At 60.8% G+C, this 13560-nt stretch carries 13 protein-coding genes; 10 read left to right on the forward strand and 3 right to left on the reverse strand.

The window, feature by feature from the left end; translation table 11 throughout:
• The first annotated feature begins 6 nt into the window (after positions 1 to 6).
• Positions 7 to 1665, forward strand: coding sequence for a choline dehydrogenase (gene betA, locus JAO82_RS06935; protein WP_198685754.1), 1659 nt, complete (start codon positions 7 to 9; stop codon positions 1663 to 1665).
• 5 nt (positions 1666 to 1670) lie between these two features.
• On the opposite strand, the gene JAO82_RS06940 is transcribed toward betA, so the two are convergent.
• The gene (locus tag JAO82_RS06940) at positions 1671 to 3065 is read right to left on the reverse strand and encodes a helix-turn-helix domain-containing protein (protein WP_198685646.1); all 1395 of its coding nucleotides are present in this window, start codon (positions 3063 to 3065) and stop codon (positions 1671 to 1673) included.
• 64 nt (positions 3066 to 3129) lie between these two features.
• The gene (locus JAO82_RS06945) at positions 3130 to 4338 is read right to left on the reverse strand and encodes a multidrug effflux MFS transporter (RefSeq protein ID WP_198685647.1); all 1209 of its coding nucleotides are present in this window, start codon (positions 4336 to 4338) and stop codon (positions 3130 to 3132) included.
• 173 nt (positions 4339 to 4511) lie between these two features.
• Between JAO82_RS06945 and JAO82_RS06950 the strand changes: the two genes are divergently transcribed.
• The 7 genes from JAO82_RS06950 (at position 4512) to JAO82_RS06975 (ending at position 10236) form a co-directional block, all read left to right on the forward strand.
• A complete protein-coding gene (locus JAO82_RS06950) occupies positions 4512 to 6044 on the forward strand; it encodes an acyl-CoA carboxylase subunit beta (protein WP_198685648.1) in 1533 nt (510 codons plus the stop codon).
• A gap of 54 nt (positions 6045 to 6098) precedes the next feature.
• Positions 6099 to 6362 (forward strand): DUF7218 family protein, encoded by a 264-nt coding sequence (locus JAO82_RS06955; protein WP_198685649.1) that lies wholly within the window; start codon positions 6099 to 6101, stop codon positions 6360 to 6362.
• A gap of 35 nt (positions 6363 to 6397) precedes the next feature.
• Positions 6398 to 6757 carry a DUF6497 family protein gene (locus JAO82_RS06960; RefSeq protein ID WP_198685650.1) on the forward strand — a complete coding sequence of 120 codons (360 nt, stop codon included), beginning with the start codon at positions 6398 to 6400 and terminating at the stop codon, positions 6755 to 6757.
• Positions 6758 to 6968: 211 nt separating this feature from the next.
• Positions 6969 to 7103 carry a hypothetical protein gene (locus tag JAO82_RS14370; protein WP_269812820.1) on the forward strand — a complete coding sequence of 45 codons (135 nt, stop codon included), beginning with the start codon at positions 6969 to 6971 and terminating at the stop codon, positions 7101 to 7103.
• Between the two features lie 72 nt (positions 7104 to 7175).
• Entirely contained in the window at positions 7176 to 7523 is a 348-nt protein-coding gene (locus JAO82_RS06965; protein WP_198685651.1) for a hypothetical protein, read from the forward strand.
• A gap of 343 nt (positions 7524 to 7866) precedes the next feature.
• On the forward strand, positions 7867 to 8073 hold the full coding sequence (locus tag JAO82_RS06970; RefSeq protein WP_198685652.1) for a hypothetical protein: 207 nt from the start codon (positions 7867 to 7869) through the stop codon (positions 8071 to 8073).
• A gap of 117 nt (positions 8074 to 8190) precedes the next feature.
• A complete protein-coding gene (locus JAO82_RS06975) occupies positions 8191 to 10236 on the forward strand; it encodes an acetyl-CoA carboxylase biotin carboxylase subunit (RefSeq protein ID WP_198685653.1) in 2046 nt (681 codons plus the stop codon).
• A gap of 62 nt (positions 10237 to 10298) precedes the next feature.
• Here JAO82_RS06975 and JAO82_RS06980 read toward each other — a convergent pair whose 3' ends face one another.
• Positions 10299 to 10745 (reverse strand): DUF4174 domain-containing protein, encoded by a 447-nt coding sequence (locus tag JAO82_RS06980; protein ID WP_198685654.1) that lies wholly within the window; start codon positions 10743 to 10745, stop codon positions 10299 to 10301.
• A 170-nt stretch (positions 10746 to 10915) separates the two neighbouring features.
• Here JAO82_RS06980 and scpA point away from each other — a divergent pair, with 170 nt between their 5' ends.
• Positions 10916 to 13042: a methylmalonyl-CoA mutase gene (gene scpA, locus JAO82_RS06985; protein WP_198685655.1), complete on the forward strand. Its 2127-nt coding sequence runs from the start codon at positions 10916 to 10918 to the stop codon at positions 13040 to 13042.
• Complete coding sequence (locus JAO82_RS06990) at positions 13042 to 13527, forward strand: MAPEG family protein (protein ID WP_198685656.1); 486 nt, start codon at positions 13042 to 13044, stop codon at positions 13525 to 13527. Before scpA ends, JAO82_RS06990 begins: the two co-directional genes overlap by 1 nt.
• Positions 13528 to 13560: the final 33 nt, after the last annotated feature.

The following is a 13560-nucleotide window of genomic DNA, read 5'->3' on the forward strand; positions in this document are numbered from 1 at the left end:
GACACCATGATCGCCGACTTTGTCATCGTCGGGGCCGGCAGTGCCGGCTGCGCATTGGCCTATCGCCTGTCCGAGGCCGGGGCGTCGGTGCTGATCATTGAGCATGGCGGTAGCGACATCGGACCGTTCATCCAGATGCCCGCCGCGCTCAGCTATCCGATGAACATGGGGCGTTATGATTGGGGCTATTACTCCGAACCGGAACCGCACCTGAACGGCCGCCGCTTGGCCTGCCCGCGCGGCAAGGTGATCGGCGGCTCGTCCAGCATCAACGGGATGGTCTATGTGCGCGGCCATGCGCTGGATTTCGACCATTGGGAAAGCGTCGGCGCGACCGGCTGGGGCTTCGCCGATGTGCTGCCCTATTTCAAGCGCATGGAAAGCTGGGAAGATGGCGGCCATGGCGGCGATGCCGCATGGCGCGGCAGTGGCGGGCCGCTGCACGTGACCCGCGGGCCGCGCCAGAATCCGCTTTACGCGGCCTTTGTCGAGGCCGGAAAGCAAGCGGGCTATCCACTGACCGACGATTACAACGGCCATCAGCAAGAAGGCTTTGGCCCGATGGAGCAGACCGTCTGGCAGGGGCGGCGCTGGTCGGCGGCCAATGCCTATCTGCGCCCGGCGCTGAAACGCGACAATTGCCGTCTTGTGCGCGGGCTGGCCTGCCGGGTGGTGCTCGAAGATGGCCGCGCCGTTGGGGTCGAGATCGAGCGCAAGGGCAGCCGTCAGATTGTCCGCGCCAGACGCGAGGTGGTGCTGGCGGCCTCGTCGATCAACTCGCCCAAGCTGCTGATGCTGTCGGGGATCGGCCCTGCCGCGCATCTGCGGGATCACGGGATCGAGGTGCGGGCCGACCGCCCCGGCGTGGGGGCGAACCTTCAGGACCATCTCGAGATCTATCTGCAAATGGCCGCCAGCCAGCCGATCACCCTGTTCAAGCATTGGAATATCTGGGGCAAGGCGTGGATCGGGGCACAATGGATGCTGGGCAAGTCCGGGCTGGGCGCCTCCAACCAGTTCGAAAGCGCGGCCTTTATCCGCAGCCGTGCCGGTGTCAAATACCCCGATATCCAATATCACTTCCTGCCCATGGCGGTGCGCTATGACGGGCAGGCGGCGGCCGAAGGGCACGGGTTTCAGGCCCATGTCGGCCCGATGCGTTCGGCCAGCCGGGGCAGCGTCACCCTGCACAGCGCCGCGCCCGAAGCGGCCCCGGTGATCCGTTTCAACTATATGTCCCAGCCGCAGGACTGGGAGGATTTCCGCACCTGTATCCGCCTGACCCGCGAGATTTTCGCGCAGCCGGCCTTTGCCCCCTTCGTCAAGCACGAGATCCAGCCGGGCGCGGCGCTGCGATCCGATGCGGAGCTGGACGGCTTTATCGCCGATAATGTCGAAAGCGCCTATCACCCCTGCGGCACCTGCCGCATGGGGCGCGCGGACGATCCCGACGCAGTGGTTGATCCGCAAGGTCGGGTAATCGGTGTCGTGGGGCTGCGCGTGGCCGACAGTTCGATCTTCCCGCGCATCACCAATGGCAATATCAACGCGCCCTCGATCATGGTGGGCGAGAAGATGTCGGATCATCTGCTGGAACGCACACCCTTGGCCCGCGCCAATGATCAGATGTGGGTCAATCCGGCATGGCAGGTGGCGCAGCGCTAGGCGGCTCACTCGACCCGATAGGGCAGCACGTCGCGCTGGTCGTTGTCGATCGACAGCCGGCGTTCGAGCGGCGGGACCGAGCGTTGATGGCAGGTCTTGCGCTCGCAGATGCGGCAGGAAATGCCGATCGGTTCGAACGCGGCGGCGGTGGTCAGGTCCAGGTCGTCAGCATAGACCAGTGCTCCCGCATGGCGTAACTCGCACCCCAATGAAATCGCATAGCGGCGGACCGGCGCGCCCCATGCTCCCCCCGGTTTCGACACGTCGCGCGCCAGATTGATATAACGTACCCCGTCCGGGGTCTCGGCCAGTTGCCGCAGAAACTGGCCCGGCGTTTCGAAGGCGCGGTGGACATTCCACAATGGGCAGGCGCCGCCAAAGCGGGCAAATTGCAGCCGCGTGGCGCTGTGGCGTTTGGTGATGGTGCCGGCCTGATCGACGCGCACGAAAAAGAACGGAATACCCTTGGCGCCGGGACGTTGCATCGTGGACAGGCGATGCGCCACCTGTTCGATGGACGCGCCAAATGTCGTGGCCAGAACCTCGAGATCGTGGCGGCAGGTCTGCGCTGCGTTCAGGAATGTGCCATAGGGCATCATCGCGGCCCCGGCAAAATAGTTCGCTAGCCCGATCTTGGCGATGGCGCGCGCCGCGTCGCTTTGGAAGCGGGCGAAATCCAGCGTCGCCTCCAGCAGCTTGTCCTGATCCAGAAGCGCGGTTTGCAGCAGCATCTGGAACAATTGCGTCGCCGGTGCCGCGCGTGCCGACAAGCGTAACGTCTGGGTTTCGGCATCATAGCTGCGCAACAGGTCCATCACCGCGAATGTGACCGTCACGCCCCGCGCCGCCAGATGGCGCAAGGTGCCGGCGCGGATGTCCGGGCCAGCGCGTTCGGCAAAGTGTTCGGCGGCACGGTCGACCGCGTCGATGTAATTATCGCAATAGTGAAAGAAATCGCGCACTTCGTCCCAAGGGCTGGGTTGTAGGCGCGTGTCTTCGCGGCCCAATGCTTCGTCCAGCGAGGCAAGACGCTCATGGGTCTGGCGATAGGCGCGGTGCAACTCGATGAAGGCGCGTGCCAGCGTCGGCGCGTTTGACGCGGCCAGCCGCAGATCGGCCAGCGGCGGCACCGTGTCGGCAAAGACCGGATCGGCCAGCGCCTCGCGCAGATCGCTGACCATGCGCTCGCTGTCGCCGGTGGAGAGTTCGGTCACGTCCAGCCCGAATTCCTGCGCCAGTCCCAGAATCACTGTGGTGCTGACCGGGCGGTTGTTGTTTTCCATTTGGTTGAGATAGGGCAGGGACACGCCCAGCTTGGCGGCAAAATCCTTTTGCGTCAGCGCCAGCCGCGTGCGGATTTCCCGCAGCTTGGCCCCGGCATAGAGTTTCTGAATCGCCATCTGGCACCTTTGCAAAGTTTCCCTGCGCGAAAGTATATTTGCAAACTCGGGTATACAAGCGCCGTTACAGGCGTAACTGCCTTTCGCGCGCGATCACTATGCCGATGGCCAGCAGCGACAGCAGGGCGGTCGCCAACATCAGCCACATCAGCGGCCATGCACCGGTTTCCGGCGTCAGCAATGCGCCGGCCAGCGCGCTGAGTGCGGCACCGCCGCCGAGCATGATCGCGCCACCCAGCCCGGATGCGGTTGCCGCCAGATGCGGGCGCACCGACAGCATGCCTGCGGTCCCATTGGGAATCGCCGTGCCGTTGCCCAGCCCGACAAAGATCATGCAGCCGAAAAACACCGGCGCACTGCCAAGCCCCAGCGCGAACAGGGCGAGCGCCAGCGCCATGCCGAAGGCCACGACCAGCGATCCGATTAATACCATCCGGTTGATTCCGACTCGTACCGCATAGCGTCCGGTCAGGAAATTTCCGGTGAAATACCCGATCGCGGGTGCGCCAAAATAAAAGCCAAGCTCGGTTGGCGACAGTGCAAACACGACGCTGCCGACGAATGGCGCGCCGCCCAGAAACGAAAAGAATGCCCCTGACGAGGCCCCGATCGCCAGCGAATAGCCCCAGAAGCGCGGACTGCACAGCAGTTCAGGGTATTCGGCGAATTGCGCCATCAGGCTTTTGCCGCTTTTGTGACCGGTCTCGCCCATGTCGAACCAGATCAGCCCGAGTGTCAGCCCGCCAAGGATGAATTGCAGCCAGAAACTGGCCTGCCAGTCAAACATTTCGTCCAGCGCGCCGCCCAGTGCCGGGGCCATCATCGGTATCACCGCAATACCCATGGTGACATAGCCCAACATGCTGGCGGCCTTGTCCTCGGGGTAAATATCGCGGACTACGGCGCGGCCCAGCACCTGACAGACCACGACAATGGCCTGTGTGATGCGGAAAAACAGGAAAATTTCGACCGTGGGCGCGAACAGGCAGCCCAACGTGGCCAGCATGAACAGCCCCACCCCCGCCAGCGCAACCGGACGGCGGCCGATCTTGTCAGCCAGCGGCCCGATAAAGATCTGTAAGACGCCACTGGCCCCGAGATAAAGCGCCACCGAAAGCTGAATCGATGCGTAATCCGCTTGATAATATTCGGCCATGCGGGGCAGGCTGGGCAGAAATATGTTCATCACCAGCGCTGCCAGTCCCGACATCAGGATCAGTGTTGCTATGTGCGGCGGACCGCGCCGCGTCTGGCTGTTGGGTGGGGCTGTCATGAATGATATTGTCTCCACGCAGCCGGGAAGGTCCATGGCCACAATCCGGAGTTAGCAGTTTTTGCAGTTTGCTGTCGCGCACTTTGCAGTAGTTTGCAAATTTGCCCGAATTTCCTTTGGCCAGTGCGCGAAAACGATTAGGGTCCGTCCAAATCAGACAGGGAAGACGTGCCATGAAAGAAATTCTTGACCAGCTCGAAGATCGCCGTGCCGACGCCCGTCTTGGCGGTGGTCAATCCCGCGTCGATGCCCAGCATGCGCGCGGCAAGCTGACGGCGCGCGAGCGGATCGAATTGCTGTTGGACGAGGATTCCTTTGAAGAGTTCGATATGTTCGTCGCCCATCGCTGTACCGACTTTGGCATGGAAAAGCAGCGCCCCTATGGGGATGGTGTGGTGACCGGTTGGGGCACGATCAACGGCCGTATGGTCTATGTGTTCAGCCAGGACTTTACCGTGTTCGGGGGATCTTTGTCGGAGACCCACGCCGAGAAAATTTGTAAAATCATGGATATGGCGGTGCAGAACGGCGCACCGGTGATCGGCATAAATGACTCCGGCGGTGCGCGAATTCAGGAAGGTGTCGCCAGCCTCGCCGGTTATGCCGAGGTGTTCCAGCGCAATATCATGGCCAGCGGCGTGGTGCCGCAGATCAGCCTGATCATGGGGCCATGCGCGGGCGGGGCAGTGTATTCTCCGGCAATGACCGACTTTATTTTCATGGTCAAGGACACGTCTTATATGTTCGTGACCGGCCCCGATGTGGTCAAGACCGTGACCAATGAGGTCGTCACCGCCGAGGAATTGGGTGGTGCCAGCACCCATACCCAAAAATCCAGCGTTGCCGATGGCGCATTTGAAAACGACGTCGAAGCGCTGGCCGAAGTGCGCCGGCTGGTTGATTTCCTGCCTTTAAACAACCGTGACAAGGCGCCGGTCCGGCCATTTTTCGATGAGCCCGGACGTATCGAGCCCAGTCTTGACACCTTGATCCCTGCAAATGCCAACACGCCCTATGATATGAAGGAGCTGATCGAAAAGGTCGCGGACGAGGGCGATTTCTATGAAATTCAGGAGAATTTCGCCAAGAACATCATTACGGGGTTCATCCGGCTGGAAGGCCGCACCGTCGGCGTCGTCGCCAACCAGCCGATGGTGCTGGCCGGGTGTTTGGACAACGATTCCAGCCGCAAGGCGGCGCGATTCGTGCGGTTCTGCGATGCGTTTGAGATCCCGATCCTGACATTCGTAGATGTGCCCGGCTTCTTGCCCGGCACCGGGCAGGAGCATGGCGGTGTCATCAAGCACGGTGCTAAATTGCTGTTTGCCTATGGTGAAGCGACGGTGCCCAAGGTGACGGTGATCACCCGCAAGGCCTATGGCGGCGCCTATGACGTGATGGCGTCCAAGCACCTGCGCGGCGATTTCAACTATGCGTGGCCGACTGCCGAAATCGCGGTGATGGGCGCCAAGGGCGCGACCGAGATCATCCACCGTGCCGATCTGGCCGATCCAGAAAAGATCGCCCGGCACACAGAGGATTACGAAAAGCGCTTTGCCAACCCCTTCGTCGCCGCCGAGCGCGGGTTTATCGACGAGGTGATCCAGCCCCGCTCGACCCGCCGCCGTGTCAGCCGTGCCTTCGCCTCGCTGCGCAATAAGAAGCTGAGCAATCCGTGGAAGAAGCACGACAATATTCCACTGTGAGGAAAGGGAACGCGATGGCTGCCCAAGCGTTTCCTCTGACAGAAGGAGGGCGTCATGCCAGACAAGGACATGTCCAGCATCAAGGACGAAGAGACCTACGAAGCGCTGCGCGACAAGGGGTATTCCAAGGAAAAGTCCGCCCGCATCGCCAATGCGCAGGCGAACGAGGATATGAATCCGTCGCAGAAAGGGGGCAAAAATCCGCCTTACGAGGAGTGGACCAAAGCCGAGCTTTACGACCGCGCGCAAGAAATCGGCATCGACGGGCGCTCAAACATGTCCAAAGATCAGCTGATCGAGGCGCTGCGCAACCACTGACGCTTCGCCGGACTTTGGCAGGCGCGGTAATCACTTTGGCGTATGTTGCCCCGGTTTGGGCACAAGGCAAGCTGACTGTGCCTTCGGGCCAGCCGCTTGAGTTGCGCGAGGTTCTCATTGACGAGAATCCGGGCGAGCCGTGGTTGCGCTTCCGTTTTACAGCGCCAGAGATTGCCCATATCGGCGATTTGGATATCGCTGTCGTGGATATGGACCATCTCTGCGAAACAATCGTATTGCCCTATATCACCGAACAGGGGCTGACTCCCGCTCGTATCGTCATCTCTTTTTCTGATGTGGCGGTTGAGTTTGGCGCGTCTGATCGTGATGCAATCCAACTATTTGAAGTTTACCGCGCGACCAATAAGGGCTGCGTTTGGGAGGGAATTGGGTGATGACTGAACAGGTTATCAGGGTGGTCGGGCGTTGGTCCGGTTTGGCGCGTCGCATGGCGAAGGCTGTGAAAGGGTGCGCAAATGGATATGTCCACGGCGCGAAATCAGGTATGCTTGGAGTTGGTTGTGATCGTGCAGCCGATTTCTCCTCAATGAGGCGAGCAGGGCCAGATGGCTTTGTAAACCTCGAACGGACAGTAAGGAGGCCATTATGGCTAAGACCGTCAAAACCCTCGCCTTATTCGCATTTGTCGCCGCAGTCGCTGCGTGTACCAAGCCGCCGCAGGAAGAATATGTTGCGGTTGAGCCTGTCTCGACAGAGCCGGTTTACACCAGCAAGTATTGACAAGTTTCTGACGGGACCGGCTTGCCGGCCGGTCTCAATCCCGGCGCCTCATCCGATCCGAAAGGCGCTGTCATGAAGAAACATCGGGGGTTTCCCGGGCGCCTTTCGGGCACTGATTACCAGTTCGCCTTGCGCCGCGCCAATCCCAAAGGCGCGACATCGATCATACGCCGTGAACGCTTTGCCGACCGTCGGCCAGCAGATCGGCGCGCGGATCAGGCGTTTCTTGCAGCGCTCTGGGCGCATTTCGGCGAAGAGCCCTTCGAGCGCGGAAATCTTGACGCTGGCCGGATAAGTTGGCTGTTCGGCCGCGAGGTCGTTCCCGCCGAGGACCCGTTCGACCCCGCCAGTTATGATGCGCTGCTGAAGATCGATGTCGCTGTCGCAAGCGCCAGTTTTCCGGAAGTTTTCAGAACATGACCGGCGCGGAATTGCGAATGGAGTGCAGGAATCGGCGGCGAGTGGTCGTAAGGATGGCCTGTGTAGGCCGCATCCTGACTTGGCCCAGAGTTGCGCTCAGGATTGGTTTGGTCAATGGTGTCGCCAAAAGAGCGGCGAATGCAAACCGCCTGTTCCGAATCCCTTCTCGGATCGGACAGGTTTGGGTATACTGTTCGAGCCTCCGCGACTTCCGGTGCGATACCGGCAGTTCGTGGCCAAAGCGGCGGAATTCCGCTGGTACTCAGACAGCCACCTTGTGGAACTTGAGAAGCGGGTCTTGGGTTAAACAATCGAGCAAAAGTATAGAAAAAGGATCAACACCATGCGTTTCCTCAAATTCGCTGCTGTTTTCGGAGTTATGGCCGGGCTCTCGGCTTGTGGTGACACCTTGGGTGAACAGGCGCTTTACGGGGCAGGGGCTGGCGCAGCCACGGCTGCGGTGCTGGATGGCAACATCCTTGGCGGTGCGGCAGTCGGGGCAGCGGGCAACGCGCTTTACTGCCAGAACAACCCCGGCAAGTGCAGATAAATTCAGGGCAGGGCTGACGGCCCCGCGTAGAATAAGTTCAATCGCGCAAGCCGCATTCGGACAACGGTCCGGGTGCGGCTTTTTGCATTTCAACATACTCCAGCCGAAGGACTTTCCATGTTCAACAAGATCCTGATCGCGAACCGGGGCGAAATCGCCTGCCGCGTCATCAAGACAGCTCGCAAGATGGGCATCGCGACCGTTGCCGTCTATTCGGAGGCCGACAGGAACGCGCTGCATGTCGAAATGGCGGACGAGGCGGTGCATATCGGCCCCGCTCCTGCCAGCCAGTCCTATATCGTGATCGACAAGGTGATGGAGGCCGTCCGCGCAAGCGGCGCGCAGGCGGTGCATCCCGGCTATGGTTTTTTGGCCGAGAACGCCAAATTTGCCGAGGCGCTGGCCGCCGAAGGTGTTGCATTTGTCGGCCCGCCCAAAGGCGCGATCGAGGCGATGGGCGACAAGATCACCAGCAAGAAAATCGCGCAGGAGGCCGGGGTCTCGACGGTCCCCGGTTACATGGGAATTATTGCCGATGCCGATGAGGCGGTGAAAATCGCCAATGAAATCGGCTATCCGGTGATGATCAAGGCCAGCGCCGGCGGCGGCGGTAAGGGCATGCGGATCGCATGGAATGACGCCGAGGCGCGTGAGGGCTTCCAAAGCTCGAAAAACGAAGCGGCGAGCAGTTTCGGCGATGATCGCATCTTTGTCGAAAAGTTCATCACCCAGCCGCGCCATATCGAGATTCAGGTGCTGTGCGACACGCACGGCAACGGGATCTATCTGGGTGAGCGCGAATGTTCGATCCAGCGCCGTAACCAGAAGGTCGTCGAAGAGGCCCCCAGCCCGTTTCTCGACGAGGAAACCCGCCGTGCCATGGGTGAACAGGCCGTCGCCTTGGCTCAAGCCGTGGGCTATACCAACGCCGGCACGGTCGAATTCATCGTCGACGGGGACAAGAACTTCTATTTTCTGGAAATGAACACCCGTCTTCAGGTCGAGCATCCGATTACCGAACTGATCACTGGTATCGATCTGGTCGAGCAGATGATCCGCGTCGCCAATGGCGAAGAGCTGAGCATGACTCAGGACGACGTCAAACTGACCGGATGGGCCATCGAAAACCGGTTATATGCCGAAGACCCCTATCGCAGCTTTCTGCCCTCGATCGGACGGCTGACCCGTTACCGGCCGCCGCAAGAGATCGCCGCTGGGCCACTGGCCGACAGCGGCAAATGGCAGGGCGATGCGCCCAAGGGGACCGAGGCTGTGCGCAACGATACCGGCGTCTATGAGGGCGGCGAAATCAGCATGTATTACGACCCGATGATTGCCAAACTGTGCACCTGGGCGCCCACCCGCGCCGAGGCCATCGAGGCGATGCGGGTGGCGTTGGACAGTTTCGAGGTCGAAGGCATCGGTCACAACCTGCCGTTCCTGTCAGCGGTGATGGATAATCCGGTCTTTGTCGCCGGTGAAATGACCACTGCCTTTATCGAAGAACAATATCCCGACGGGTTCGAAGGTGTGGATCTGCCTGAGCCGGATCTGCGCCGCATCGCGGCGGCGGCAGCGGCGATGCATCGGGTCGCCGAAATCCGGCGCGCGCGGGTATCCGGACGAATGGACAACCACGAACGCAAGGTCGGCCGCGACTGGGTGGTTTCCTTGCAGGGCCAACGCTTTGAGGCGGAAGTAAATGCCGACCATGACGGCGCGACCGTCAAATTTGCCGATGGTGCCGTGCAGCGGGTGGTCAGCGATTGGACACCGGGTGATAAACTGGCGGTGCTGGATGTGGATGGCCGCCAATTGGTGCTGAAGGTCGGCAAGATCAGCGGCGGCTTTCGCCTGCGCAGCCGTGGTGCCGACCTAGAGGTGCATGTGCGCACCCCGCGACAAGCCGAACTGGCCGCGCTTATGCCGGAAAAGATTGCCGCGGATACCTCCAAGCAACTGATCTGCCCGATGCCGGGACTGATCGTCAAAATCGACGTCGAGCCCGGCGATGAAGTGGAAGAAGGTCAGGCGTTGTGCACGATTGAAGCGATGAAGATGGAAAACATTCTGCGCGCCGAGCGCAAGGGTGTCGTCAGCGTCATCAATGCGTCTCCGGGCGACAGTCTGGCGGTGGATGAGATCATCATGGAGTTCGAATAGAGCGAGATGTTGCTGTCAGTCCACATGAATATGGTCCAAAGCGCGGCAGTCTGCGGTGGCCCTCATCCGTCACCGCGGCGGTCCTCGATTTCGCGTTTGCGCTCGGGCGTCTTGTCGATGGCGCGTGATATCTCACGCACCGTCCACGGCAGCGGTTTGCGCTGGGTGACGCTTCCATCCTTGGCGATCAATACCAGCATAAACCCACGCGGACGCAGTTTTTGGCGCAAGGGCGAGCGTGCAGCGGGATCAGTATCGGTCAGGACAATCACATCGCGCACACGTAAAGCGTTGGGATCGGCTTTGATGTTTGCGATCTGCTGCGTGAACCGCGGATCGGCGGGGCTGTCGGCGAATACGATCAGCGGACGGTTGGTCCACAGAAACTCGCTCAGGTCCGCGTCATCGGCGGGCTGGATGATGGCGCTCACCTGCGCATCTGCGCTTTCCAAGGCGAAAGCTGGAACCGCGATTAATATCGACAGAACAAAGGCTAGGGTCTTTTTCATGGGCACTCCTGTACCTGAGAATATAGCGATGCACAGCCCGATTGCGACCGCTGAATTGAACCTAGGGGAAGCCCGCCCGGCACTTAACGGCCCGATTGCTCGACAATCCTGAATGAACCGGGGCAGAGGCCACCTGCCCGTGACCGACCAGACAAAAGGAAGACATGACCATGACCACGAAAAAGGAATGGCAGGCCTTGGCGGAAAAGGAACTGCGTGACAGACCGATTGAAGATCTGACCTGGAACACGCTTGAAGGTATCCCGGTTCAGCCGCTTTATACCGAAGAGGATCTGGCTGAGGTCGATCATCTTGGCAGCTTGCCGGGGTTTGCGCCCTATACCCGCGGGGTCAAGGCGACGATGTATGCGGGCCGTCCCTGGACGATCCGGCAATATGCCGGATATTCGACAGCCGAGGAATCCAACGCGTTCTATCGGCGCGGGCTGGCGGCGGGGCAGCAGGGGGTCAGCGTCGCCTTCGATCTGGCGACCCATCGCGGGTACGACAGCGACCACGACCGCGTGCAGGGAGATGTCGGCAAGGCGGGTGTCGCCATCGACTCCGTCGAGGACATGAAAATCCTGTTCGACGGGATTCCGCTGGATCAGGTCAGTGTCAGCATGACGATGAATGGCGCGGTGATTCCGGTTCTGGCCAGTTTCATTGTTGCGGGCGAAGAGCAGGGCCACGACAAATCGGTCCTGTCCGGCACCATCCAGAACGATATCCTGAAAGAGTTCATGGTCCGCAACACCTATATCTATCCACCCGAACCCAGCATGCGGATCGTCAGCGACATCATCGAATACACCGCGAATGAAATGCCGCGTTTTAACTCAATTTCAATTTCTGGCTATCACATGCAAGAGGCCGGCGCGAACCTGGTGCAAGAGCTGGCCTATACGCTGGCGGATGGGCGCGAATATGTGCGCGCGGCGCTTGATGCAGGGCTGGAGGTGGACCACTTCGCGCCACGGCTGTCGTTCTTCTTCGCCATCGGCATGAATTTTTTCATGGAAGCCGCCAAACTACGCGCGGCGCGGTTCCTCTGGCACCGGATCATGACCGAATTTGGCGCAAAGAACCCAAGGTCGCTGACCTTGCGCACCCATTGCCAGACCAGCGGTGTCAGCTTGCAAGAGCAGGATCCTTACAACAACGTGGTGCGCACCGCCTATGAGGCGATGAGCGCGGTTCTGGGCGGCACCCAATCGCTGCACACCAACGCGCTGGACGAGGCGATTGCTCTGCCCACGGATTTCAGCGCCCGGATTGCGCGCAACACGCAGTTGATCCTGCAGGAAGAAACCGGTGTCACCAATGTGATCGACCCGCTGGCAGGTTCGTATTACGTCGAAAAGCTGACCCACGACCTGGCCGAAGAGGCCTGGAAGCTGATCGAAGAGGTCGAGGAGATGGGCGGCATGACCAAGGCGGTCGCGAGCGGAATGCCCAAGCTGCGGATCGAAGAGACCGCTGCCACACGGCAGGCGATGATCGACCGGGGCGACGAAGTGATCGTCGGCGTCAACAAATACCGCAAGGACAAGGAAGACCCGATCGACATTCTGGATATCGACAACGTCAAGGTGCGCGACAGTCAGATCGCACGGCTAAAAAAGATCCGCGCCAGCCGCGACGAGGCTGCCTGCACGGCAGCGCTTGACGAACTCACCCGCCGCGCGCGCGAGGGCGGAAATCTGCTGGAGGCTGCGGTCGAAGCCGCCCGCGCCCGTGCATCCGTTGGAGAGATCAGCATGGCAATGGAAAAGGAATTTGGCCGCCACCGGGCCGAGGTAAAAACCCTCGCAGGGGTCTATGGCAAGGCATATGAAGGGGACGAGGGCTTTTCGGCGATTCAGAAAGCGGTCGAGGAATTTGCCGAGGCCGAAGGCCGCCGTCCGCGTATGTTGGTAGTGAAAATGGGGCAGGACGGGCACGACCGGGGGGCCAAAGTGATCGCTACCGCCTTCGCCGATATCGGTTTCGACGTGGATGTCGGCCCGCTGTTCCAAACCCCGCAAGAGGCGGCGCAGGACGCAGTAGACAACGATGTTCACGTGATCGGCATCTCCAGCCAGGTCGCCGGACACAAGACGCTGGCACCGCAGCTGGTACAGGCACTGAACGAGATTGGCGCCGACGATATCATCGTGATCTGCGGCGGCGTCATTCCGCAGCAGGATTACCAGTTTCTGTTTGATAATGGCGTCAAGGCGATTTTCGGCCCCGGCACCAATATCCCGACCGCTGCGCAGGACATTCTGCGCCTAATCCGCGAGGCTCGCGCCTGATGCAAAAACGTGCGCAGATTGCTTTGGGTATGGCAGTCGGCGCAGTTTGGGCGCTGGGTCTGGTGGGGCTGGTGCAGGCGGCGAATTGGCCGTTTCTGCCCCCGCCCATCGCTCTGCCCGGCGCCTTTCTGGGGCCGGGTCTGGTAATCGCAGCGCTGATCGCCCGGTTGGCGCAGCGGCGTTTCTTTGACGATCAGCTGATCGACGGGGACGCGCCGCCACCGGGCAGCCCGACCGACATAGATCAGCGGGTTCTGATGAATACGCTTGAACAGGCGGCGCTGGCTCTGTTGTTGTGGCCGCTGGTTGCTTTCGTTCTGGGCGGCGCTGTCGTGCTGGCGCTGGGGGGCGGGTTTGTGCTGGCGCGGCTGGCCTTCTGGCTCGGCTATCACCTATCGCCGCCGCTGCGTGCCTTCGGGGCTGCGGCGACGTTCTATCCGACGCTGGTGGCGGTTTTCTGGGCCGGGCTAGTTTGGTTTCTGTGACCGCGCAGAAACAGTTTTGTTTCCGATCGTCAC

The sequence above is a fragment of the Pontibaca salina genome, from assembly GCF_016307205.1.
Classification (GTDB): Bacteria; Pseudomonadota; Alphaproteobacteria; order Rhodobacterales; family Rhodobacteraceae; genus Pontibaca; species Pontibaca salina.

Coding starts and splice junctions, on each gene's coding strand:
- JAO82_RS14370 (WP_269812820.1), top strand. CDS start 6,969: ATGGCTAAGACCGTCAAAACCCTCGCCTTATTCGCATTTGTCGCCGCA.
- JAO82_RS06950 (WP_198685648.1), top strand. CDS start 4,512: ATGAAAGAAATTCTTGACCAGCTCGAAGATCGCCGTGCCGACGCCCGT.
- JAO82_RS06940 (WP_198685646.1), bottom strand. CDS start 3,065: ATGGCGATTCAGAAACTCTATGCCGGGGCCAAGCTGCGGGAAATCCGC.
- JAO82_RS06970 (WP_198685652.1), top strand. CDS start 7,867: ATGCGTTTCCTCAAATTCGCTGCTGTTTTCGGAGTTATGGCCGGGCTC.
- JAO82_RS06990 (WP_198685656.1), top strand. CDS start 13,042: ATGCAAAAACGTGCGCAGATTGCTTTGGGTATGGCAGTCGGCGCAGTT.
- JAO82_RS06955 (WP_198685649.1), top strand. CDS start 6,099: ATGCCAGACAAGGACATGTCCAGCATCAAGGACGAAGAGACCTACGAA.
- scpA (WP_198685655.1), top strand. CDS start 10,916: ATGACCACGAAAAAGGAATGGCAGGCCTTGGCGGAAAAGGAACTGCGT.
- JAO82_RS06945 (WP_198685647.1), bottom strand. CDS start 4,338: ATGACAGCCCCACCCAACAGCCAGACGCGGCGCGGTCCGCCGCACATA.
- JAO82_RS06980 (WP_198685654.1), bottom strand. CDS start 10,745: ATGAAAAAGACCCTAGCCTTTGTTCTGTCGATATTAATCGCGGTTCCA.
- JAO82_RS06975 (WP_198685653.1), top strand. CDS start 8,191: ATGTTCAACAAGATCCTGATCGCGAACCGGGGCGAAATCGCCTGCCGC.
- betA (WP_198685754.1), top strand. CDS start 7: ATGATCGCCGACTTTGTCATCGTCGGGGCCGGCAGTGCCGGCTGCGCA.
- JAO82_RS06965 (WP_198685651.1), top strand. CDS start 7,176: ATGAAGAAACATCGGGGGTTTCCCGGGCGCCTTTCGGGCACTGATTAC.